The sequence below is a fragment of the Shewanella youngdeokensis genome (assembly GCF_033180165.1).
In the GTDB taxonomy this organism is placed as follows: domain Bacteria; phylum Pseudomonadota; class Gammaproteobacteria; order Enterobacterales; family Shewanellaceae; genus Shewanella; species Shewanella youngdeokensis.
Map to the genome: position 1 here is coordinate 2,821,087 of NZ_CP136522.1, position 25,028 is coordinate 2,846,114.

20 protein-coding genes and 1 other RNA gene are annotated in these 25,028 nt (G+C 41.1%); 5 read left to right on the forward strand and 16 right to left on the reverse strand.

Annotated features, from left to right (window positions below):
* Positions 1 to 164 precede the first annotated feature (164 nt).
* The 15 genes from RGE70_RS11995 to RGE70_RS12065 all read right to left on the reverse strand — a co-directional run bounded on the left by RGE70_RS11995 (position 165) and on the right by RGE70_RS12065 (position 19,369).
* Positions 165 to 938, reverse strand: coding sequence for a TSUP family transporter (locus tag RGE70_RS11995; protein WP_310471684.1), 774 nt, complete (start codon positions 936 to 938; stop codon positions 165 to 167).
* A gap of 445 nt (positions 939 to 1,383) precedes the next feature.
* Entirely contained in the window at positions 1,384 to 1,770 is a 387-nt protein-coding gene (locus RGE70_RS12000; RefSeq protein WP_310471685.1) for a ribonuclease E inhibitor RraB, read from the reverse strand.
* 21 nt (positions 1,771 to 1,791) lie between these two features.
* Positions 1,792 to 2,025 carry an RNA-binding S4 domain-containing protein gene (locus RGE70_RS12005; protein ID WP_310471686.1) on the reverse strand — a complete coding sequence of 78 codons (234 nt, stop codon included), beginning with the start codon at positions 2,023 to 2,025 and terminating at the stop codon, positions 1,792 to 1,794.
* Positions 2,026 to 2,104: 79 nt separating this feature from the next.
* On the reverse strand, positions 2,105 to 2,638 hold the full coding sequence (locus RGE70_RS12010) for a GNAT family N-acetyltransferase (protein WP_310471687.1): 534 nt from the start codon (positions 2,636 to 2,638) through the stop codon (positions 2,105 to 2,107).
* Between the two features lie 52 nt (positions 2,639 to 2,690).
* Positions 2,691 to 2,969 (reverse strand): peptidylprolyl isomerase, encoded by a 279-nt coding sequence (locus RGE70_RS12015; protein WP_310471688.1) that lies wholly within the window; start codon positions 2,967 to 2,969, stop codon positions 2,691 to 2,693.
* 108 nt (positions 2,970 to 3,077) lie between these two features.
* Complete coding sequence (locus RGE70_RS12020) at positions 3,078 to 4,898, reverse strand: DUF885 domain-containing protein (RefSeq protein ID WP_310471689.1); 1,821 nt, start codon at positions 4,896 to 4,898, stop codon at positions 3,078 to 3,080.
* A 568-nt stretch (positions 4,899 to 5,466) separates the two neighbouring features.
* On the reverse strand, positions 5,467 to 6,714 hold the full coding sequence (locus tag RGE70_RS12025) for a tetratricopeptide repeat protein (protein WP_310471690.1): 1,248 nt from the start codon (positions 6,712 to 6,714) through the stop codon (positions 5,467 to 5,469).
* A 2-nt stretch (positions 6,715 to 6,716) separates the two neighbouring features.
* Positions 6,717 to 7,337: an energy transducer TonB gene (locus RGE70_RS12030; RefSeq protein ID WP_310471691.1), complete on the reverse strand. Its 621-nt coding sequence runs from the start codon at positions 7,335 to 7,337 to the stop codon at positions 6,717 to 6,719.
* A gap of 1 nt (position 7,338) precedes the next feature.
* Positions 7,339 to 7,743 (reverse strand): ExbD/TolR family protein, encoded by a 405-nt coding sequence (locus RGE70_RS12035; protein ID WP_310471692.1) that lies wholly within the window; start codon positions 7,741 to 7,743, stop codon positions 7,339 to 7,341.
* Positions 7,744 to 7,756: 13 nt separating this feature from the next.
* Positions 7,757 to 8,281: a MotA/TolQ/ExbB proton channel family protein gene (locus RGE70_RS12040; protein WP_310471693.1), complete on the reverse strand. Its 525-nt coding sequence runs from the start codon at positions 8,279 to 8,281 to the stop codon at positions 7,757 to 7,759.
* Positions 8,281 to 9,636 carry a MotA/TolQ/ExbB proton channel family protein gene (locus RGE70_RS12045; RefSeq protein WP_310471694.1) on the reverse strand — a complete coding sequence of 452 codons (1,356 nt, stop codon included), beginning with the start codon at positions 9,634 to 9,636 and terminating at the stop codon, positions 8,281 to 8,283. The genes RGE70_RS12040 and RGE70_RS12045 overlap by 1 nt, the downstream gene beginning before the upstream one ends.
* The gene (locus RGE70_RS12050; protein WP_310471695.1) at positions 9,636 to 10,418 is read right to left on the reverse strand and encodes a DUF3450 domain-containing protein; all 783 of its coding nucleotides are present in this window, start codon (positions 10,416 to 10,418) and stop codon (positions 9,636 to 9,638) included. Before RGE70_RS12050 ends, RGE70_RS12045 begins: the two co-directional genes overlap by 1 nt.
* A gap of 1,134 nt (positions 10,419 to 11,552) precedes the next feature.
* Positions 11,553 to 14,450 carry a TonB-dependent receptor domain-containing protein gene (locus RGE70_RS12055; protein ID WP_310471696.1) on the reverse strand — a complete coding sequence of 966 codons (2,898 nt, stop codon included), beginning with the start codon at positions 14,448 to 14,450 and terminating at the stop codon, positions 11,553 to 11,555.
* 1,108 nt (positions 14,451 to 15,558) lie between these two features.
* Positions 15,559 to 16,752: a porin gene (locus tag RGE70_RS12060; RefSeq protein WP_310471697.1), complete on the reverse strand. Its 1,194-nt coding sequence runs from the start codon at positions 16,750 to 16,752 to the stop codon at positions 15,559 to 15,561.
* Positions 16,753 to 16,984: 232 nt separating this feature from the next.
* Positions 16,985 to 19,369, reverse strand: a complete 2,385-nt coding sequence (locus RGE70_RS12065; protein ID WP_310471698.1) for a DNA polymerase II — start codon at positions 19,367 to 19,369, stop codon at positions 16,985 to 16,987.
* A 101-nt stretch (positions 19,370 to 19,470) separates the two neighbouring features.
* On the opposite strand from RGE70_RS12065, the gene dinG reads away from it, so the two are divergent.
* The 5 genes from dinG (at position 19,471) to RGE70_RS12090 (ending at position 24,496) form a co-directional block, all read left to right on the forward strand.
* Positions 19,471 to 21,543, forward strand: coding sequence for an ATP-dependent DNA helicase DinG (gene dinG, locus RGE70_RS12070; RefSeq protein WP_310471699.1), 2,073 nt, complete (start codon positions 19,471 to 19,473; stop codon positions 21,541 to 21,543).
* An 8-nt stretch (positions 21,544 to 21,551) separates the two neighbouring features.
* The gene (locus tag RGE70_RS12075; RefSeq protein WP_310471700.1) at positions 21,552 to 22,325 is read left to right on the forward strand and encodes a sulfite exporter TauE/SafE family protein; all 774 of its coding nucleotides are present in this window, start codon (positions 21,552 to 21,554) and stop codon (positions 22,323 to 22,325) included.
* Entirely contained in the window at positions 22,322 to 22,984 is a 663-nt protein-coding gene (locus tag RGE70_RS12080; RefSeq protein ID WP_310471701.1) for a primosomal replication protein, read from the forward strand. The genes RGE70_RS12075 and RGE70_RS12080 overlap by 4 nt, the downstream gene beginning before the upstream one ends.
* Before the next feature lie 9 nt (positions 22,985 to 22,993).
* Complete coding sequence (locus RGE70_RS12085; protein ID WP_310471702.1) at positions 22,994 to 23,707, forward strand: DUF2057 domain-containing protein; 714 nt, start codon at positions 22,994 to 22,996, stop codon at positions 23,705 to 23,707.
* Positions 23,708 to 24,229: 522 nt separating this feature from the next.
* Positions 24,230 to 24,496: a late competence development ComFB family protein gene (locus RGE70_RS12090; protein ID WP_310471703.1), complete on the forward strand. Its 267-nt coding sequence runs from the start codon at positions 24,230 to 24,232 to the stop codon at positions 24,494 to 24,496.
* Between the two features lie 394 nt (positions 24,497 to 24,890).
* On the opposite strand, the gene ffs is transcribed toward RGE70_RS12090, so the two are convergent.
* An RNA gene (ffs, locus tag RGE70_RS12095) (signal recognition particle sRNA small type) lies at positions 24,891 to 24,987 on the reverse strand.
* Between the last annotated feature and the right edge of the window lie 41 nt (positions 24,988 to 25,028).

Genomic DNA, 25,028 nt, shown 5'->3' on the forward strand with positions numbered 1-25,028 from the left:
GTTAAACAATGGGGAAGATACGGACGTATCGAATGCAGTTATAGTAAGAAATGTAGCCACAATAGGCAATAAACATAGATATTTACCCTTGCTCAATAGTGGTGTTAAACGGCTTATAGCAAGAAATCACTGCGACCAATCAAACTGATCGCAAATATGTAGGACTAGGATATAAAGCCGTATTGGTCGGCCAATAATTTAACACTCATCGCAATAGACATCACAACCACTAAAGGCTTAATAATTTTACTGCCTTTAGTTACAACAAGGCGCGACCCAAGCGTTGCCCCTAACGCTTGGCCAACTAACATGACGCCGCCCAGTAGCCAGAATACTTTACCACCAAGCGCAAAAAATATCAGAGAAGCTATATTGGTTGAAAAGTTGAGCACCTTGGCATGAGCAGTGGCTTTAGCCAGCCCAAAACCTGCTAGCGACACAAATGCTAGAGCAAAAAAACTCCCCGTTCCGGGACCAAAAAAACCATCATAGAAACCTATACTCAATGCAGCCGTAAACGCAAATACCATTGGGGTGATCAACTGGTGCTTATCTTGTTCATTGATTTGCTTAGAAAACAAAAAGTATGCACCGATACCTAAAATAAGAAACGGTAGCATCACTTCTAAAAATTCGGTATTGATTAACTGTACGGCAACCGTTCCCAATGCGGCCCCTGCAAAAGCGCAAAAAATACTGAATTTCATGTCTGCTAAACTAACCAAACCTCGACGAACAAAGTACATGCTGGCAAAAAAACTGCCACCACAAGACTGTAGCTTATTGGTTGCTAAGGCTGCAGTAGGGGGAAGTCCGACCCATAATAGTGCCGGAATAGTTAGTAACCCACCTCCGCCGGCAATTGCATCAATAAATCCGGCGAGTACTGCGACGAAAAATAATAGACTTATTAATTGTATGGTTAATTCAATTGTCATTTAGGTTATAGCTTGATGATTAAAGTGCCGTTATTAGACGGGGTTTACAGTTAAAATACAAAGGATTTATGAGGTTATAGTGTGAGAGAAAGTTACAATAATAGTGGTCCAATGTAAAAGCCCATTGACGAAAATACTGTTACCTCTGAAGTTAAACGATATTCTCAACCAAATAATGACTTGAACGCGCTAGCTCCCCTGCACTTTGCCAGATAGCTACATGCAACAAAACCCACGACAAAGTTAAGCTTGGGGTGTTTATCTAATTCCCCTCAACATTGAAAAATGTGCGATTGATACAAACTATTGTCTTCAACCAGAGTTATAGCTTTGGGGTGGCATAATTTATTGTCAAACTTAACTACCGATGCTAATCAGGTACAAAAAAGCCACTTGTAATAAGTGGCTTAATAAAAACTGTCAACCTATTGTAGGACTAGACAGACTAGTGTTTGCAGTCAGCACCGCATTCATGCTCATCATCAGCGAAGTCGTCGTCACCTTCTTGATGCTGCATCACGCCCCAGCCGTCAGTTGCTCCGCCAAACTCTTGAGCAAACTCATGTAAGTTGAGTTCTTGCTCTACGATGGTATCGTAGTCAGGCACCATGTTTAGGCACACAATAAGTTCCCACTTGCCTGAGTCATCATTTAATAGAAGCTCAATCTCGCCGTCTAGATCTGAATTGCCTAACTCTTCAAGCGCTGATTCTGCATCGCGTTGGTCGTCGAAAACTAAAAAGAAATCAACATCTAGTGCAACTGATAAATCGATACCTGCGTCGGCCATAGCTTGAAGCATTTTGCCGTTATCATCATCTGGAAACTGCATATTAATCCTCTAATTGCTTACTTAAGATTCGGCAATGATTTGCACTGACTCGCCGTTAAAGCTGACTATTTCGCCTGCAATGACTTTTTTACGTTTACGGGTTTCAACTTCACCGTTAACCGTGACTTTGCCTTCTGAAATAATATGCTTAGCTTCGCCGCCAGCACTAATCATTCCTTGTACTTTTAGGACTTTGTACAACTCGATGTATTCTTCGCCTGACTTAAGGGTCAGCGTTGGAGTGTCTGAACTCACTTGTATTCGCCTTTAATTTACTAAACTGTTTGCATTATAACACTCAAATCAGAAACAACGTGCACGCTTTATCTACCAGTTAAACACTTGTAGGCCCCATAAGGCCATAAAAACGTTCGTCTAGCCATGTTGCACCCACTTTCCAATTATGTCGTAATAAACCTTCTTGCAAAAAACCACATTTTTCGAGCACTTTTGTTGATGCAATATTCAAATCGGCACAGTGAGCAATAAACTTATGTGGTCGATGACAAATAGAGGCCCAATCAATCAAGGCTCTTAAAGCTTCTGTTGCATAACCTTTACCTTGGGCATTATTATGCAGCATATAGCCGACTTCCAATTGTCCAAGGGTTTCACTGACATTGTGCACGCTTGCCAGGCCGACAAACCGTGCACTATGTACGCTTTCAATAACCAAAGTTAACCGTTGGTCTTCTTTAAGGCTATTAGGGGTGAGGGCCAACTCAAACTTTTGACGTATAACTGACACGGCCTGAGGAACTCGAATATATTGGTTCAGTTCTTTACTTGAACTCATATACAAAAAGTCATCCCAATCGCTTGAGACAATCGTTCTGAGCCTCAGTCTATCGGTATACAGCTCGAGCATGAAAAAATCCTTTTTAACAGCCACCCCGTTTTGTACATTTAAACCGTGCGGTTTAGCCTCGGCTTGTTACTTCAAGCAGGTGATAACCGAACTGAGTTTTAACTGGGCCTTGAACTGCGTTCAACGGCGCGCTAAATACCACTTCGTCAAACTCTTTAACCATCATGCCAGGTCCAAATGAGCCTAGATCTCCACCTTGAGCAGAAGATGGGCAAGATGAATTAGCTTTAGCCACGTCACCAAAGTCAGCACCATTAATGATTTGTTGCTTTAGTTCTTCACATTTTTGCTCAGTATCAACGAGTAAGTGTCTTGCTGTTGCTTGTACCATGGAGTAACCCCTATTAAATAAAAATTTGCCAACTTGGCAAAAAATAAACCCGGCCAGTATATACCATATTTTGAGGTACATCCCAATCGGGTTTAACCATAAATAGCGCTACTTTTGTGAGGCTATCCAATCGTTCACTTTAAGCTCCATGACTTCCATTGGTAGCGAACCGGTGGTGAGGATTTGATCATGGAACGCTTTTAAGTCAAATTTACTACCCAGCTCTTTTTCAGCTTGTGCTCTAAGCGCCAAAATCTTAAGCTGACCCACTTTGTAAGACAGAGCCTGCCCTGGGATCGCCATGTAACGTTCAACTTCTGCAATTATGTCCGATTTTGCCAGTGGCGAGTTATCAACCATATACTGTATAGCTTGCTCACGAGTCCAACCTTTGGCATGTAATCCGGTATCAACCACTAACCGCATTGCGCGCAGCATTTCGTCAGATAATTTACCAAAGTACTGGTATGGGTCGGTAAATAGTCCCATTTCAATACCTAAGTATTCAGCGTATAGCGCCCAGCCTTCTTCAAATGCGGTGTAATTACCGAAACGTTGAAACTCTGGCACACCAGTTAGCTCTTGTTTTATCGCAATTTGGAAATGGTGGCCAGGTGCTGCTTCATGCAGTGATAAAGTGGTCATTCCCCACTTAGGCTGCGCTTTAAGATTAAAGGTATTAACATAAAATACCCCAGGACGTGAACCGTCAACCGCCGGAGACTCGTACGATGCACCTGCAGCTGACTGCTCTCTAAAACGCTCAACTGGCTTCACAATGTAATCGGCTTTAGGCATTACATTAAAGTATTTAGGTAACTCTTGATTAATCTTGTCTTTAATAACCATGTAGCCATCTATTAGCTCTTGGCGCTCTTTAAACGAGTATTGTGGTTCCGAAGATAGCGAGTCGAAAAATGCCGTTAAATCACCTTCAAAGCCTACTTGTTTACGAACCTTATCCATTTCAGACAAAATACGCGCCACTTCAGCAAGACCAATGTTATGAATTTCATCAACTGGCATTGTGGTAGTGGTATGCGAGTTAGCTAGGTGTTGATACCACACTTTACCATTGGGCAGCCCCCACCAACCGTCTGTTGCACGTGCCGACGCTAGATAGGTATTTTTAAAATAATCACGTAACGCTGTTAGCTGTGGCAATAACTCATTGCTGATCAAATTAGTATATTCAGTAGTAAGCGCTGCTTTATCTGCTGCTGAAAATGATTCAGGAAGCAACTTAATGGGTGTATAGAACAAACTCTCTTCAGGGCTTGCTACCAATTGTGCTGTAAGTTGGGGAATAATACGGTCAACTAGGACACGCGGTAACACAACCTTACTTTCAATCCCTTCATCCATACGCACTTGTGCTTGCTTCATCCACAGAATAAAACCTTGCAAGCGTTTTTGCCAATTACGGTAATCTTCGACAGTCTGGAAAGGTTGAGCACTCTCACCACTTCCAAGCTGAACCATACTAATTACAGTGCTGTAAAACTGATTCATTGGAATGAAATGATTTGGGAAAGTTTCATCAGCTAACGCAACATTACGGTCATAGGTGAACATGTCGTAGCTGAGCTTTAAATTCGTTGATAGTGCGTTTCGATCAAGCTTTTTTACTTGAGTAAGGTAGTTATTATTTAAGTCATGACGCTGCTTCAAATATTTATCAGAGAGGCCATCACCAAATTGGTCATTGTAATCATTGACCCCGACAAAAGTTGCATAAACAGGCTCAAGCGCTAATAAGTCTTTAAAGTATTGCTCAACTAATGCTAGATACGCCTGCTCTACCGTTTGTTCTTGGCTTACCTCCACTTGAGGTGCTGCAACTGCTTTTATTTTAGTGTTGGCGTTATCACTGCAACCAGACATACCAAGTGCCATACCAATTGATAGTGCAACTATCGCTTTATTCATTTTAATTTTCCTTCTTATCAATTTAATTGAGCAATATTTTTATATTTACCATAAAGCGAGTAACGCTGCTTTTGGGTTTGCCCTTTAATTATTCAGCTTCAATACTTATATTTTTTTTGAAAAAATAGCTTTACTATGCCTAATTCAACAAAGACTTGGTCTCATCACTGTTTAATACCTATTGTATCGATGCTACTGCGCTGATGAAACTCTATTTATAATTAGAATTGTTAAAATTAGTGATAAAGCAGCCGAGCGGTAACAACACTAAAATAACGCTACAAATCTTGCTGTCCCCCTCCTAAAATAATCACTAATAAACCTTTTGCCCGCCGTCTCATACTTAGGTAAAAATTAATCGCTAGACAAACCAAGTAACACCCAGAGGCGAGTCATCAAACCTTAAGGTTACCAAGTGAAACACTAGGTTAAAGGTAACAACACACAGCATAGTAATGCTGCTTAAGCTAAATAAACGCAATCTATAAGCCCCCATAACTGTCTGGTAAGCTATATTTTAGGCATAAAAAAAGCCTCAAAATAGAGGCTTTTTATAAACATTTAAAAGTTAAATTGCGACATTATGAATACGCGCTTTTTCTTTTATGTAAGACAAGTAACCTTTAGCGGCTTTGCCTTTTTTCTTATCTTTAGCGGCAATACTGGCATATTTATATGCATTTTTATATTGCTTCAAGTCAAGATAAGCCAAGGCAAGTTCAAATTGAACTTCAGCAGGTGACTTAACACCAGCATCAAGTGCCTTTGTTAGTGCTGTAACAGCAGACTTACTCTCACCATCTAAAGACAAAATGCGGCCTTGACGTAAGTATAACTTGCCATCATTGCTTATAGCAGCCGCTTTACCGTAAGTTGAAGCAGCGTTTTTTAGCTCCTTCGCATTGTGGTAAAAGCCCGCCAAAATTGTAAGAGTCTTTTCATCCTCTTTAATCAATCCTGACTTCATATGCTTAGAGTAGATTTGAGAAGCACGGTATGGCGAACCACTTTGCGCTAATAACTGAGCTAAACGTTGAATGTTACCTGCAGTTTCCAAAAATCCATTTTTATAAGCTAAGTCATATGTTGCAAGCGACTTGGTAAAGTCTTCAGTCATTAAGTAAAACTGTGCTAACTGAACCCATAAGCGCTTATCGTCTTGAAATAATGGCACCATTTGCTCAAGAACTTTAACAGCATTTTTATATTCTTTCTTGTTGAAATAAGCAGTTAGCTTCATTTGATACAAGCCTTTATCAGGCTTATCAGATATAGCTAGACCTTTATCTGCAACTTTAAGAACATCATCCCACTGCTTAAGCTCAGAATGTGCAATACCGATGCGGCGATAAACCATTGCATCTTTCTTACACGTAAACTCCATCCAGTTATAATAAGCTGGAATCGACTCTTTAAACTTTTTCTCTTGGATCAAAAGATCAGCATAAAGGCGTTGAGTTTGAGCATGGTCTACACCACCAAGGATATCAGCATTAACTGCAGTTTTTAAATACTTAACTGCGGTTTGCATCTCGCCTTTTTCGGCATAAAAGTTACCCAACATACGGGCAATGTAAGCTTTATCAAAATCATTTTTAGGGTTAGCTTCAAGTAAAATTGTGATTGCTTCATCAACATTACCTTCAGTGTACGCTTTAAAAGATTTTTGCACTTTCTTTGCTGCACTTTGACCAACGGCTTTAGATTTTCGTAAATCAATCGCACATTTTTTGTCTGCAGCCACAGCAGGAGCAATCGCTAAACTTCCAGCTAGGGAAAACATTAAAGCAGTTGCGATAGCATTAACTTTACGCATACTTAATTATCTCCTTTAGCTAAAGTGAAGTCTAACTGGACTGTTTGCCCAGGTACTCTCTGTGCTTTACCGTCAATGATTCTTGGCTTGTACTTCCACTTTTTAAGTGCGCGACGAGCTTCTTTATCAAATACACGCTTAGGTTTTGACTGAATAACTTTTACGTCTTCAACACCACCTAATTTGTTAATCGTAAAGCTAAGTTGAACCCAACCTTCTTTACCATCACGTGCCGCTGCAATTGGATACTGTGGCTCGATTCTCACGATAGGCGTAGCATCGCCATCACGTGTCATCATGTTACCCAGTTTAAATCCGGTGCTAGCTCCACCCGCTGCGACTCCACCCATGTTAAATGACATATTTGTATTAATGTCAGATGAACTGTCAGGCGGTGTTACATCCGGTTTTGGCGGCTGCTCTGGCGGCTTAGGCGGTTTAGGCTTAACCCTCGGTTTTTTCTGCGCTGATGCATCATCTTTGTTCATGGTAATTTCAATGACAGGTGTTTCTGTCGAGGCTTCGTGGCGGGTTGGACCGCCACCTACCAAAAACGCCATGAAAACAAACAAAGCAAAAGTCACAGCACCACCAATGATGAATGATACTATTCCTCTCAGCATATTACTCGTCTCCCGCCGACACAGATATCTTATCGACACCGGCCGCTTTAACGTTATCCATAACCTTAACCACTAAGCCATGTTTCGCTTCTTGGTCGGCCTGAATTAACACTGCTGCTTCAGGAGCTTCTGCAAGCATACGTTCTACGTTTGCAGTGATACGTTCTACATCAACTTGACGGTTTTCCATCATGATGACACCCGTTTTGCTGACACCAATAAAGATGTTAGCTGAAGGCTTCTTAGTCGCTTGTGAGGCTTCTGGCTTGTTATAGTCAAGACCAGAAGGCTTTACAAACGAAGTTGTTACAATAAAGAAGATAAGCAAGATGAACACGATGTCGAGCATCGGGGTCATATCAATCTGAGCTTCTTCTTCTACACTTGAATGCTTTCTACGTGCCATATTCAATCTCTCTCTAGTGGTGCGGCATGCTGTCGTTTAGCTTGGCTAAACTTAATTTCATTTTTGCGTCAAGACGAGTACTAAAGAATACTCCAGATAACGCGGCTACCATTCCGGCCATAGTCGGCATGGTCGCCATTGAAATACCAGCGGCCATCATACGAGCATTACTCGTACCATGAACTGCCATCACATCGAATACTGAAATCATACCGGTTACGGTACCTAGTAGGCCTATCATCGGACAGATTGCTACTAGTGTTTTGATTAACAGCATTCGAGCAGTTAACTCTTGCTTCGCTTGGGATACCCAAGCTTCACGGATGCGGTGAGCGTACCAAGAGGTTGAATCCTCTCGAGCTTGCCATGCGGTAATGATTACGTTGTGTTTCTTTGGTGATATCCAGTTTAGATACCAGTAACGTTCAAGCATCAATACCCACATAACAAACAATACGGCAGCCACTAACCAGAGGACGTTACCTCCAGCGGCCATGAAGCCCCTGACGGAATCCCAGATATCCATCAGGAATAACATTAGGCTTTCCTCTTCTCAGCGTGTGTAGCAACAATGCCTGCACTTTGCTCTTCAAGAACCTGTACGATTGACTTGCTACGTGTACTAACAATTGCATGCAACAACATAAGCGGTAGAGCAGCAACTAGACCTTGTACAGTTGTCATCAATGCCATAGAAATACCACCAGCCATTAGCTTAGGATCACCGGTACCGAACAGTTGGATACTTTGGAACGTTGCAATCATACCGGTTACAGTACCTAGAAGACCCATCATAGGTGCAATAGCGGCTAATACTTTAATGATTGAAATACGAGCTTCTAGCGCAGGTGTTTCTTTCAAAATTGCTTCATCAAGTTTAAGTTCAAGAGTTTCAACATCAACGTCTTTGTTTTCTTGATAAGCGTTAAGTACACGACCTAATGCGTTATTACCTGGTTTTTCAACATTCTTACGTTGCGAGTTAACTTTTGCACCAACAACACCAAGTGTGATTAAGCGCTCTAATGAAATTAACGCACCAAGAATAAGTAGACCGATAATGATGTAACCGATTGTACCACCCGCTTCAATACGCTCTTCGATTGTTGCTTTTTGCGTAAAGATGTTTAGTAACACACCGCGAACAGGGTCAACATAAACACTAGCAGTACCAGATGTTACGTTTTCAAAAGCGGCAGCAGACTTAACTTGGTAACTACCAGGTTGCTGTGAAAGCTCTTGGATGATGTTAAGGTCAGCGTTGTATACCATGTATTTGCCATCGGCAATCAGGTTGTATGCACCAATACGAGTAACCTTTGTATTATGAACACTACCGTCAATTGAAGTTACAGAACCGTCAAAAGTAACAACCTTTCCAGATTCAGCCATTTCAAACAGCTGCTCTTCCCAGAAACGCTCTAGTTCATCAATTTTTGGTAGTTGCTTGCGAGCACCAAGGTCAGCAATAAATACATCACGGCCAGGGTACTGAGCAGAGATGTTTGAGCCAGCTAGTTTACCAGCGAAATCACCAGCATCACCTTTAACAACACCGAACATTTCACCCAAGTCACCTTGAGCTGTTTTTAGGTCTTCTTCTAACTGAGCAATTTTACGCTCGTTGTCTAAAAACGCTTGGTTTAAATCTTTACCACGTTGACGCTCAGCAGCTAAAGCATTTTTCTCACGCTTTAGTAAAGCAGCTTTATCGCCACGCTCATTTTTAAATTCTTGCTCACGTTTAGCATTAACTTTTGATGCATTCTCACGGTCAACTTTAACTTGATTAAGTAGTTGGTCGATAGATTTTGGTGCATCGGCAGCAGTTGCAAAACCAGCAGTTAGTGACAGGCTTGCAGCAACGATTGCTGTAGTAAGTAACTTCTTCATTATTGTGCAGCCTCCGCAGCAGGAATTGGTAACGAGAATAGATCAGGAGCACCCTGTTTACGAGCAATACGGATGCCTTTGGTTAGTTCACGTAGATGAGTATCTTCTAGTGAATCCCAAGCTTTAGTTTCTTCGTTAAACATCCAAGCTGACTTTTGGTCCAAGCTCATTGCATATAGAGATACACGACCGAAGTTGAAGAAGTCTACAAGTACGTTTTTACCATCTAACTCTAATTGGCCAGATTTAACTGACAAAGTCGTACCGTACTCACGTTCAATTGAGTAAGCATCAAGAATTAGACGATACTTTTCTGCTAGTGTTACTTCAGCACTGTTAAGAAGCACTTTAAGATTTTCAACACGTGCAACACGTGTTTCAGTGTTAAATGGAAGATCTAGCGCAACAAACTGCTCTAGTGCGTCAACCATTTTAAACATCAATGGCACAACACCTTGACGTAGTGCATCAACACCGTTGATGTCACCTTGAATTGAGTTGATGGTAGCTTGTTGGTCTGCAACCAATCCTGCTACGTAGTCATTGTATGACTTAAGCGATTCACGCTCATCGACAACAGAACCGTACTCGAACATCATGTCTTGAGCTTGGTCAAAATACTTGTCAACTTTCTTTTGAGAAGTTGCAGCTTCAGTGTGGATTTTGCTATCAGCTTTCTGTACGTCAGAAAGTGGATCGGCCATCACTAAGTTACTGCCTGCTAAGGCTAGCGCGCCAATGAGCGCTGTAGCGATTTTTGTTTTATTACTTACCTTGGACATAGTTCCCAACCAATTTGAAGTGATTAAAAAAGCTTTAACTTATCGACAACAGGATATTTTTGCTTAATTACGCTCTAGTTTCCAGTGCCTAAGCTTGTCTTTCTATTGTGATTGTTAATTATTATCTTTCTTTTTCTACACCATCGAGGGCGTAGACCAAGTGCATCATTTCACAAATTGTTGACCGATGTCAACAATTGAAAGAACCTAAAACTACCTAAAAACAAGCTTTAAGGCTGCAAAACACACAAACCGTCGATATTTTACATATTAGAGAATAGAAAATTGTAGTTAAAATAACTAAAACTTGAGCAGCCAAACGTAAGATACTGATAAAAAAGAAGTTAAACAGACACCCAGCAAAAGCCAGGGTTCAACAGTTTTTTAACAAATACTCATTGTACCAGCAGATACAAAATTAAAGGCATGTTCCAGTCGTTAAAAAACACGCTGAAATGTTAATTTTTACATCATTTTTTTATTCTATCGAACTTCTAACTGAACAGATAAACGGCAGAAAAAAACTTGCAAATAAAGGTTGAGGAGCTCAGGTTTTACATTCAAAGAGTTTTACGTTTGATAAGAAAAGAATAATCACAACTATAATTAATTATTGAAGCAATTACTTACCCTGAACTAACATCACTGATTTACAACCTTCACAACTGCAACTTAGCCATCTTTGCCCCAATCCACCACATCAATATTTACATACATAAAGTCACAGTAAAAATCAACGCTAACTATTGCCTTTTTGATAGTCGACTCCAATAAGTTATGGTGAATATTTAAAATATACAATTCTATAAGGCTGTGAGGGTCCAATTATCTGTTCAAATTAGTGCTTGTAATTTTCCCCTAATATTAGTTCCGCATTAGCCTGAACATCTGCAATTTTTTCTTCAACTTTACACACTTTAATTTTTCTATTGCTACCAATTCTTGCGGTCATTTCGCAACGGACACCTACCTTGGTTACTTGGTCGACTGAATTACTCTCTCTAAACATATCTTGTGAAAACTCACAAGCAGTTGATGTAATAGCAACACCAATAAATATTTCATCAAAAAACCATTTTTAGATTATAAAAAAGGGCGCAAATGCGCCCTTTTAATTGCTACTTTATCAGACTGTTAGAACTTAAATCCTGCACGAACATAAATAGTTCGCCCAATAACATCATAAGTTGAAACATCAGTGTTGGCACCAAATGCAGAATAAACAAACGGCGGTTGTTCATCAAATAAGTTGTCAACACCAGCTGTCAGTGTTAAATGTTCAGAAGCTGCATAGTTTGTCTGAAAATCAACAGTTAGGTTTGAACTAACATCTCTGTCAAATGGGTTTGTCCACCAACCAGATTCTGTTTCAGTAACTCCACTAATGTAACGCGTAATAAGTGAAGAATCGAAGTCAGAAATTGACCAATTTACAGTGAAGTTTGTTTTTAACTTCGCAAACATTCCATCATGCGCTTCTTCAAACCGGCCAACATGGTCAATCACTGTACCATCTGCAAGGAATTTGTCGTATTCAAGCAAATATGTACCGTCTAGACCAAGAGCCCAATCACCATATTCAGACTCGAATGTGTAGCGCAAGTCATAGTCAATACCTGCAGTGTTAATTCCACCCACGTTGACGGTATAGTTATCAACTGTGATGATACCACCTGCTGCTGCACTATCAGCGCCAAAACGTGTGATAGTTTCACAATATGTACCAGAATTATAACAACCATCTAAACGCGTTTGCGTACCTACAGTCGAAATTGCATTTTCTAGCTCAATTTGCCAGTAATCAATACTAACTGAAAAATTCTCAATAAACTCAGGGTTATAAACCACACCTACGGTGAATACATCTGCAGTTTCAGGAGTTAGATCAGTTGCTCCATCCCAGTTATCTGACCCCCCGCCATTTGTAGGTATTTGCTCTACTCCGCCTGAATCATAACCAGCAACTGGAACACCGGTAGAGGTACAGTTTGCCCAATTAGGTGATGCTTTAATTGCTGCATACTCAGCGTCTGTGTAGAAGTTTCCATCACAAGGGTCTATTGCTTCTGGGAAGCCAACTGACGCGCCACCATACAAATCAGATGTCGTTGGTGCCCGGAATGCTTCAGATAGTGTTGCACGAAGCATTAAGGTTTCAACAGGCATCCATTTAAGCCCTAACTTACCACTTGTGTTAGTACCAAAAGTACTATAATCCGAGTAGCGAATTGCAGCCTCAAAGTCTAACATGTGTGCCATAGGCGCATCAGCTAGAATGGGAACGATAAGCTCACCGAAGAATTCTTGAACATCATAACCACCAGCGGTGCCAACTGCCGAACCAGCTGTTGTTATGCCTTGAAGAATTAGAGAATCAGGTGTGTATGAGCCAGATTCTTTTCTATACTCCCAACCTGCAGCAAAACCAACAGAGCCCGCGGGTACATCAAACCAATCTCCTGAAACAACTGCAGATAATACTTCTTGCTTATTCTGGCCTGTTTCAGTGGTATTATAATCACCTGAAATGTATTGAAGCATCTCAGGTGAAACTTGGTCAGCTGAGCCTGGTGTACCAAAAATATTCAGCGGTACACAACCATCAATAACGCCACCGTCAGCATTTAAACATACGAGCTGAGAGCCGTTCGCATTAACAATCGCATCACCATTAGCATCTTCGATCAGACTTCCATTAGCATCTAACCAACCTGATGGGCCTACAGCTTCAGCAACACGGTCTAAATTAAAGTAACCAGCTGCTTTCTCAACTGAATCACTTTGACCCCATACATACGAAACTTCCCAATCCCAACCATTCTCAAGTACACCGTTAAAGCCTACTGCAGTTCGGAAAGTTTTATAGTCACGTTCGTTTGCACGTCCACCTGTTTCAAGCATACGGCGACGCCAATCATCAATGACATATGCATTCCCATCAGCATCTTTAGGTCCCATTTGTTGGTTATAATAGTTATTCGACGAGTAAGGAGCTGCGCTACCAAAAAATACTAATGGTGCTAGAGGCTCTGGAGCAATCAACCTATCGCCTGTGGTTTGGACATAACTAGCTTCTGCAAATGAATTAACTTCGCCCAAAAAGCCAAATTCACCTAACGTGTAATTTGCAAATACTGATGCATATCGACGTTTACTCGGTGTTTGAAGATAGTTTACAGGGTTGTAATTATACGAGTCTGTACCACCATCGTAAGCTCTCCAGTCACCATATTCAGGACCTCGAGTAACACGCCCATCAGCCGTATTGGCGTTTACCCACGGTGGCGCTGAAGAGCCACCTTCTTGTGTTGTACCATCTTCATAGGCACGCAGTTCAAATTCAGAAAAGTCACGATCGCCCATGAAAGCATCGCCTTGATCACTATAACCAAGTGCAACAACGACATTACCTCTATCACTAGCAGCACCAAAAGTAACATCTACGCCTTTAGTGACCGCATCGCCTTTATCACTACCGCTATAATTTACTTTAGCTTCAAAGCCTTCAAAATCATTTTTAGTGATAATGTTAACTACACCAGCAATCGCATCAGATCCATATGTTGCAGAAGCACCATCTTTTAATACTTCAACGCGTTTAACAATTGCTGTAGGTATAGTGTTTAAATCAACAGAAGAGTTAGCTCCTGCACCGCCTGCTACTGCACGACGCCCATTAATCAACACTAAAGTGCGTTCCGAACCAATACCACGAAGTGAAAAACGTGTACTCGAATCACCACCGTTGTTTGTTTGCGTGTTTACAGCGGCACCTGCTGACGAAGACAAGTTTTGAAGAAGGTCACCAACGTTAGTAACACTCATTTTTTCAATTGCTGCTGCATCTATAACCGTAACAGGGTTTGCACCTTCCATATCAGTTCTTTTGATACGTGAACCTGTGACTTCAATTCTCTCAACGGTTGCTTCTTCTTCGGCTGCAAATACTGTTGGAGCCGTGAAAGCGGCAGACATAGCGCCACTAACTAATGCTAGGCGCACAGAGTTAGCGAGTAGTTTATTCTTAAACATTGTAAATCTCCCTGGACTTGCTCTTATTGTTTTATATGACTGACAGCTTGTTGATAAAATGTTACCAAACACTGTTCGCGTACAGATAAAACCACAACTGCAACAAATTTACAACAAAAGACTTAACATCAAGCAGAACCGGCCCAAAGTTCCGCACTAATTAATCAACTTCTACTTTAGCAAGATCCAACAAGCTGTTTTTTTAGGGTTATATAAGTGGGGTGAGACATACTCATTTTGAAGAAAAGTAAAGGCCGAGCAGTATTATCGCTATCAAAAGCCGAAGCAAAAAACTCGCACAAAAACCCATATAATTAAATCAGTTACCTCAAGATAAACATTTAACCCTACGAGTTTACTTCGGATCAATATGCTATAAAATTCAACTTAAAGAATACTTATCACTTAACTTTATCAATAGCGTATTAAATGTTGGCATTGTAAATATGCTGGCTAAGATATAGATATTTATTTCATTTATATGTACAACTGTAAACCCAGAGTTACACATAATCATAACGACCATAAAAACATTAACCAATTGAATATCAAGCACATAAAGGAAATTCATCAGAAAACGAAAAAACAGTCACCAAATTGACCTCAAAAATATCGAAAGTGATCCACCTCACATTCACAGCGATCAATGCAACATGCGCGTAACAGAAATTTCTTTGCGGTTACATCCGTATTTGGCCATATTGAATTCGCTTAAATAAATTGGAATATGGATGCAGCTAAATAGTCAAGTTAACGCTCACACTTTTCCGCCCGCATCCTTTTTTAATGTATGTAGTGAGCCTAAAGTTAAACACTGCAATATCCCTAGATATTCGTTGTGTTGAAGCGAATTGTTCAGCCGAGACAAAGCTTGATGTGATAACTTTATAAGACCAAACCAGCAATACAAATTACATAGAGTAATTCATTACAGACAATTGCCTTAGCGCTGTATCGGAAGCACTGACTAAATCGATAAAACACCATTAGCTTCGACATCATTTCAGCCGCTCAGCTGAATTTATTCAACAAAAAAGCCAGTAGCGTTAACTACTGGCTTTTCTATAATAAGCATCTAAACACCGTTTAAATGCTTAAATGTCTTGGATTACATGTAGTATCGGAAACCGATAGAAACACCATCGTCTTCTGAATATTCCATCGCAGCTTGCTGAGCTTTATCTGAGCTGGTGAAATCACTGTAGTCTTTACGACCTTCAAGATACAACATGGTGTTTTGATCCCAAACGTAGTGTAGACCTACCACTAGGAACTGACGTTTGAATACGTCGCCATTATATGCATCAGCGTAATCATCGCTTGCTTCTAGAATGTTGAAACCAATTAGCGGGCGTAAACCATTATCAAAATGGTAAGAAGCTAATGATTCCATGCCCCATGCTTCTGGGATATAACGGTTTAGGTTGTCAGTATCGTGGAACTCTTGTTTGTTAAAGTTAATCGCACCGTAAAAACCTTTGCCATTAAATTCGCCCCATGTTGCACCCGCACCAAATATGAGGTCAGTTTCAGAAACTGATTGGCCTGTTACGTAATCAGCTTCAAACTTACCAATGTTCGCACCAGCGGTAACAATTAGGTCAGCGGTAACATTGTAAGTTGCTGAACCACCGTAAGTGAATTCGTATTCAACGGTGGCGATAGGGTTGCTGTCAGCGATAGACACGCCATCAACAAGACCTGGAAAATTGTCGTCTTCATACAAATCAAAGCTAGCTTGTTTTAGCTGGGTTTGTAGTGCAAAGCTGAAATCACCAAATGCATTACGGTATTGAATGGTCTTGTCACCACGACCGGTACCATTAATCGCGCCATCGGCTTTGTTTAATGTGTATGTACCAGAAGTATTACCGTCCCATGTGTTAACTAGGTTGGTATTGTAAACAACATCGTACCAAGCGCCCCATTGCTTACCAATAGTTAACGAACCATAGGTGTCATGCGCAATTCCGCCGTAACCTAAACGAGTGCTTAAAAAGTCATTGCTTTGCGAAGTAAACTCACTGTTTGAGTTATCGATTGAAGTACTACCAACTAGGTTGACGCCCCACTCGATTTTAGCAAATGTTTTCCAGCCTTCACCCATATCACGAGTAAAACCAAAGTTAATGCGTGACGCCCCATTTTGAACTTCTGTAGCACCTTGAGTGTTTATAACTCGTGCATCTACCCAACCACCGATCGCTACTGCATTCTTATCATCTTTATAAATTTCGATTGCTGATGCTGTTGGTACAAAAATCACTGCGGCCAAAGCCGATGCTACTAAAGTCTTTTTCATGTAATGCTTAACCTTTAATTATGTTCAGTCTGCTTCATTCAATATTCTTTCCATTCCGTTGTTTTCTTACTGTCCTGATTGCAAACGAGGTTAGCAAAAGATTAGCATTCACTCAAAGAGCAAACGTACAAAAACAGCTGCATTTTTCACCCAGTTAACCCACCAAGCCCCAAGCTGTAATAGCCTGAACTAAAAGTTAACATCAATACACCAAGCGTTAATAAGTGAGCACTTATATTAACGTCATTTGATTTGATGAGATGTCATTGAAACTTTTATTCAATATGGTAAGTATTGGTTCAGCTACCGGAGCCAATTGCCGAGTAATATAGTATTCAATGTCGATTGCAGAGGTCTGGTGGGATACAGGTTCAGCGCCACACAGTGTCATGACATATTCTATCCGAGCGCCCTTTCGGGTTACGGTTTCGTCTTGAGTGGCATTAAATAATAGTTTTGCTGCCTTTATATGCGGTGAGGATTTTGCAGTGTAATCTTCAAGGTTACGACGTAAATTTTTAACAAAGACTAATTCATTTAATAGTTCACCATTATTGAGCTGATCAATTGTCTGCTTTAAATAGTTCTCTACATCTTGCTGAGCAAATAGCCTGTCGTATAGTTCATACTGTACTCGCCTAGCCAGCGGTGACCAGTCACTTCGTACTTGCTCCATGCCTTTAAAAACCAAAGCTAACTCACCGTCAGGTTTTCTTTGTGTGCCAACATAGCGTTTTTTTGAGCCTTCAGTTGACCCTCGCAGTGTTGGCATAAAAAACTGGTCAAAATGCGTTTCAAATTCAAGTTCCAAAAAGCTGTCAATACCAAGCTGTTCGGCTAATGTTTCACCCCATCGGCGATTGATTTTTAGCGCCAATGCATTACCAATTGCTTGCACTTTAGTTTCATCAACGTCATTACCTAACCAAACAAATGTCGAATCTGTGTCACCATAAATGACTTGGTAGCCGTCGGCCTCAATCCAATCACGCGTTTGTTTCATGATCTCGTGCCCGCGCATGGTGATAGAACTTGCAAGTTTGGCATCATGAAAAACACAACCTCGTGAACCAAGCACTCCGTATAGAGAGTTCATAATGATTTTGATGGCTTGTGACAAAGGTGCATTAAGGTTAGTTTTGGCCTGTTCACGCTGCTCTGAAAGGTGTTTAATCAGCTGAGGTAAAATAGGCTTATTGCGACTAAAACTTGCGCCTAAGTACCCAGCTACAGTCTCAGCCTCTGGCAGCAAAGAGGCTTCAACAAGGCCTTTAGGATCAATTAAAAAGGTGCGGATAATTGATGGATATAAACTTTTAAAGTCGAGTACAAGCACATGTTTATATAATCCTGGTATTGAATCCATGACATAACCACCTGGGCTTTCAATACCATCACTTGCTGGAGCACTTGGGGCAATGTACCCACTACGATGTAAGTGAGGTAAGTACAAGTTCATAAAGGCGGCAACAGAGGCACCTACCCGCCCGAGCTCAAGCCCCGTGAGCTTGGCTCGCTCAATGGCAAAGTCAAACAGCTGTGTTTTCTCAAAAATGTCCCAAACTAAGCGACTATCTGTAAGGTTATAATGTGCTAATGCCGGCTTATTGTTTGCAAAAAGATCGTTAATCTCATCCATTCTATTGGTAACGTTATTAATTGCTTTTCCTTCGTCCAGCAAAGCTCTTGAAACAAATTCAAGAGAATAACGCTCGAATTGATAAAAAGCCGCTTTCAGCCAATCAATACCATCTAATACAACACGGCCGGGCAAAGATAATGTCTCAGGCCGATACTTATCTTCTACTTTCCAACTTAATGACTGATTATTGCGCCCAATCGATAAGGCTATGCCATGATGTTTAGCCCGGCGATACAATAGCGCTAAGTCAAATGTGACCACTGACCAACCGATAATAATATCGGGGTCATAATCATTAAACCACGCAATTAGTTGATGAATAAGACTGGGTTCATCTGCCACCCAGTCAATGTAGGTCACATCTGTAGCTTGTGGCTCACCCACCATCAGTACTTTTTCAAACACCACACCCGATGGCGTTTGTCCATATAGCGCCACAGAATAAAGCTCACCACTGAAACTACATTCAAAGTCTAAAGAGATAGCTTTAAGCGGCTGTTTAAGCTCTGTCCGTCGACCTCTATTAGCAATAAACTTGGGGTGTTCACCAGGTTTTACAGCCTCAAAATAACCGCTAAATTCAGCATCCAGAGCAATAAAACGTTCAATTAAAAAACGATGTTCTACTTTTATATCACTTTCAAATAGCTCTATATCTTGGTCTTTAGCAATGCGAATAAGGTTTCTTTGCAGCCGTAGGTCCCGGCAATAGACCGCAGTAACATCTTCATGCTTAAAATTTTTAAGTGCTACTGGCTGACTTGATATCTGGCTTAATTCAGGATGCTGCTTAAGCCATTTTTCATCCACTGAACGGATAAAACAAACGTGTTGTTGCTGCACAATTTCTACAATTACCGGGCCAGTTGCGGTCGCCACAAAATACTGCAAGCTTAGCCCGTCCTGGCGATGAAGCGTATGCCGAGTGAGCACTCGTCCCTTTATCGTTTGTAGTGCATTGGAACTCGATTTCATGGCGGTCTACTCAAATAAATTAACGAATAATCACTTAATACTTCTTAGGCTATGTAATCACTGTTATTATGTACAGCATTATTTATCAGCCTAGTGCATTCATGTTAACTGCAGACGTTAAAACCCAGATCCGTACCATATATAAAGGTATTGCAGCGTCGTTACCTAATTTTCGTTCGCGTCGTGAACAAAATTATATTGTGGCGGAAATTTCAAAAACACTTGCAGGTGAATATGACAAGCAGCGGCCAATTATCGTGGTCGAGGCCGGTACCGGTATTGGTAAGTCTTTAGCCTACATTTTAGGCACAATCCCTCTCGCACTAGCCAACAAAAAAAAGGTCTGTATCGCAACAGCAACGGTAGCCCTTCAAGAGCAACTTTTGCACAAAGATCTACCGTTTTTTTTACAGCATTCGGGCCTAGACTTTACCTTTGGCCTAGTAAAAGGCCGCCAGCGTTATGTGTGTTTATCTAAACTCGAAATGCTTATCGGGCCTGACAACAGCAGTCAAATGGCGATGTGGCAAAGTAAGCCAGACAAAAGTCAAGTTGATATGCTTGAGAAACTATACACAGATTACAAAGCAGAACGCTGGAACGGCGAGCGCGATACATTAACCCAACCTATTCCAGATCATTTATGGCAGCAAATAGTATGCGACAAACACAGTTGCCATAAGCAGTTGGCTAGCCATCGTCTATGCCCTTTTCATAAAGCCCGCGAAGATATTGATGACTGGGATGTGTTAATCGCCAACCACAGCTTACTATTTGCAGATTTAGAACTTGGCGGTGGCGTCATTCTACCTGATCCCGCTGATTTGTATTATGTAATCGATGAGGCTCACCACTTACCCGTTGTCGCTCGTGATTTTAGTAGCGCACAAAGCACAGTTCGTGGCGCGAACGATTGGCTAGAAAAGCTAACCAAAACCACCACGAAATTACAAACCCAAATTAAGAGCAATTACATTATTGCCCCAGCACAAGCCATGCTTGACCATATTGGAGATATTGGTGGCTTACTCAACCAAGTAGCCCATTTTTGTGACGCGCAAAATAAGCAGTTTGATAACCCCGAGAATCGCTTCCGCTTTGAACACGGTAAGCTCCCAGCAGCTTTGCTAGTGTTAGCAGAAAACTTATCTACGGCTTCCAGCATTGCCTTAAAGCAATTTAGTAAAATGCAGACCTTGCTTAACGAAGCAATAAAAGACGGTGAAATTCTTAAGCATCAATCCGAAGTGCTACTGTCTGAAACGGGCTTTATGTTGCAGCGCCTTGAAAACTTGCAAAAGCTATGGAAAATGATGGCTAAGCAAGATAATCCAAAAGGTGCACCAATGGCCCGCTGGATTGAGCAACTGACCGGCAAACAGCCAGACTACTTATTTAGTGCTTCACCGATTGAAGTCGGTTTTATGCTGGAAAATCTACTGTGGGATAAAGCCGCTGGGGTAGTGTTATGTAGCGCAACATTAAGGGCACTAAATAACTTTGACCACTTCACTCATCAGGTGGGGCTGTCTATAAATGATGGTAGCCGTTACCTTGCTTTAGATTCCCCTTTTGACTTTGAAAATAATGCCACTCTATTTTTACCCAAAATGGATACAGAGCCCACTCACGATAACTACACAGACGAATTAGCCAAACAGATCATTGCTCTAATTGAAGATGAAATGGCCAGTCTAGTGTTATTTGCCTCATACTGGCAAATGGAAAAAGTCGTTGATTTAGTTGAGGGGAAAATTAAAGCTGGCTTGTTAGTACAAGGTACAATCCCAAGACAAGAAATTCTAAAGCAACATAAACAGCGCTGTGATGATGATAAACCCAGTATCATTTTTGGGACCGGTAGTTTTTCAGAAGGGCTCGATTTACCCGGTGAGTATTTAACTAACTTAATCATTACCAAACTACCTTTTGCCGTACCGACCTCGCCAGTTGAGCAAGCGCATTCAGAATATATTAAAATAAAAGGTGGAAACCCATTTCTACAGCTCACTATTCCAGATGCTTCACGCAAATTGGTACAAAGTTGTGGTAGATTACTGCGAAAAGAACAGGACTATGGCCGGATTACCATATTAGACAGACGCTTAGTCACTAAACGCTATGGCAAATCATTATTAGATGCCCTCCCTCCTTTCCGACGCGTTATTGAATAGGACAACCATTGGATTTATTACTCGAGCCAAGTAGCTGGGCTTTGTTAGCCATAATCGGACTAATGGCAGGCTTTATCGATGCTGTTGCCGGTGGCGGCGGACTGCTTTCGATACCAGCATTACTAACCATGGGAGTTTCTCCCCATATGGCACTGGCGACGAATAAGTTAGCAGCCTGCTTTAGCTCATCAATGGCAGCTTACACTTATTATAAGCAAAGGTTATTCTCCCCAATTTTATGGTACCACGCTTTTATAGCCACTTTTATTGGTGCTGTCGTCGGTACATTGGTGGTATCGATTATTGACAAGCAATCGTTAGAAAAGTGGTTGCCACTCATTATTATCGCAATTGCTATTTATACATTGCTGCAACCCAATGCAATGGGCTGTAAGAATTGCGATATTCCTACAAAGCCAAAACCGAAGGTAATTCAATGGTTACAGGGCTTAATACTGGGATTTTACGACGGTTTTGCAGGGCCTGGCGTTGGTGCATTTTGGACCGTATCGAGCACTGGCTTACACAAGGTACCATTGCTCTATAGTTTAGGGCTTGCCCGTGCAATGACCTTTACCAGTAACTTAACCTCACTTATTATCTTTTTTGCTATGGGTAAAGTGCATTTAGCTATCGGGCTCGCGATGGGAACATGCATGATGGTTGGGTCTTATATCGGTGCACATTCTGCTATAAAGTTTGGCCAACCGTTTATTCGCCCTATTTTTATCACCATGATTTTGCTAATTGCAGCGCAGTTAGCCTGGAGCGCTTGGGTATGACCACGAATGAACTACTCAAAAAATTACAGTTTCAGCTACGGCAGTTAGAACAAGAAGTATTGCAACATGACGCCCAATTGCCTGCAGGTCAGCGCAAAATGATGCAAGACGTTGAACGGTTTAATAATGAGTTATTTATCCAAGAAGGAGCTCAATTAAAACCTTGCATTGTTCAACTGTCTAAAAGCATCAATCAACTAAAACAGCTTATTTCCGCTAATCGCTCTCACTTTGCAATTATTTCAAGTTGTGAAAAAATTCAAGATAGATTTAGCGCCGTGCGCCGTGCCCTAGCCACCACTAATATCAATATTAAATCATTAGAGCAGCAAAAGCGCACTCGTCGCGCCCAAGCCATAAAACGAGGAGTTAGAGCCCACCAACAAAGTGGCTTTAGCTGGATAGCATCGAATGTAATGCAAAACAGTCACCAACTTTATGAAGAGCTCAATAAACACTTAAACTGGGCTAAGGTCATTGAACAAAAAATTGAAAGTTTGCAATCTTCGCTAGATAACTGTCATAGTGCTGACAAAATAAAGATACAAAATGACATCCTTACTCAACATTCTCGCCTTGGTAAGTGTCGACAAGCAACGAGCTATATTGAAGATCGTATCCAATTATTCGAGCGGCCTTTTAAAAATCAAAACCGTTAAGGAGAACAAATGAAATTGTTATTACCTGTTAGCTCTATTATCGCATTATGCGCTTCCTCTGCCGCCTTTTCGGCCAGTTTGAATATTCCGATGGCCTTTGAATACATTGCACTTGATGGCAAAGAGGTCAAAACGAGTTTATTTAATCATCAATCAAAACTTGAGCTAAATAACGGAATACACAAAATTGCGATTCGTTACAATGATCTCGTTGAAGATGACTTTACCGACAGCGAAACCAATGTAAAGTCTGCCGCATTTATTGTTACGCTCAAAGTTGATGGTGACTACCAATACCAGATGCAACCAACAGGCAATGAATACACTCAAAACCCAGCAAAGTTTGCCAAAAAACCACAAATAAAAATTAGCGCAAAAAATAACAGTAATATCGATTACAGTGTAACCCACACCGACATCACGGAATCATCATTTGTAAGTCGATTATTCAGCGGAAATACCGCTACCAACGTTGATGCAGAGGCAGTCATCGCAACCAGTACTGCAGCCGCCGTAACAGTACCAGCAACCACAGCAACCATTAAAGCCCCAGTTTCACCGCAGGTTACTGCAGCAACTGTGGTCCCTCAGCCTGCAAAGGTGTCAAGCACCAATAATGATGATGACTCCGCCAAAGCCGAGCAGATGCTGCAATATTGGTGGTTACATGCTGACGAACAAACACGTAAAAAGTTTATGGGCTGGGCAATAGAGCAGCTTTAACAACATATCAAATTGACCAAATCAGAGTGCGTCAGTCACCCATGCTGACGCACTTTTTAAGCACCTACCGACGTATTATCTTAAGCCTTCAAAGCATGACAATTTGTCTAATATTACCTAGCTATATCCACAGTTAATGAGCTAAACGCTAACGTTGCACAAACCCATATTGAAACAACTACCTTTTCGAGTGTGATTTCCACCAAGAGCACTAACTGACAAAGGCTGATGAGCCAGGGATTTGCAAAAGATGACTTGGAATATACGGTTGTTAGTTAAACACTTTTCTCTATAAAGCACATAAATGAACCCAGGAGCGGCATAATTAAATTGCAGCCATCAAAAGTGCATGGTATGAATATGCTGATTAAAATCAAGCCGGCAAAATAGCCATTGCGAGTAAGAGTAGACGCGACTACAGTAAGTGCATAGGCAACCAAATATGCGCCGCACATAATTATTACTAGCGACCAACACTTTACTTAGCTTTTATGCAATATAGATTAGTTCAGGGAGAGATATATGCAGTTAGATATCAGAAATTACTACGAAGTCCTTTTGCTTGAAATACTTTCAGATGAGGGATTGCTCGATGAGTTACCTGAAGACTACCTTGCTGATCTATGCTGCCTAACGTTAAATCAGCTACCTACCCGCTACATAAGACATTTAGTTGATACTTATTTTTTTGAGCAATACTCCGAACTAAACAAAATGAAATCGGAGATCCAGCAAGCACTAGAGAAATCACGTGCCTACTTGAAAAATAACCAAACCAAGCAAGGTTAACCATGTAGGTGAACCTATACCTAGCCAATTTGCGGCCATACACTTTATTTATATTTTTTGCACGATTGAAGGGGTAATAGTACGCTAAAAAGTCAGCACTGAATGCCTAGACTAAGCAGCTATTACTACTGACTTAGCTAAGTCGATTGTTTCGATTTAAGTTAGATCGATAAAGTTAATAAGCTTGTCATTTCGCGCTGCTGTAATAGCTATAGAGTAATTGCTACCTTTCAAGAGCCTCACAACAAAACTTCTGGCAAGACGGTTCGCCCGCGCTAAAATCACAAATTTGAAATAAAACAGGGATCGCTTAACTTACAAATATATAACCAAAATGACTATTGATTTGTATCAGTTAATATTATTAAAAGGATGTACTAAGAGATTGGAGGTTCCCCTAGAGCCACACTCCGGCACATGAGTCACTTGCTGCGGTTGCTCCCTTCCAGGCCTGGCCGAGTTCACAAGTTATCATTGCGGAGGGACCCTAAGGTCACCATTGATTTCGTTGAAAGTAGATACTCTCAAGAAC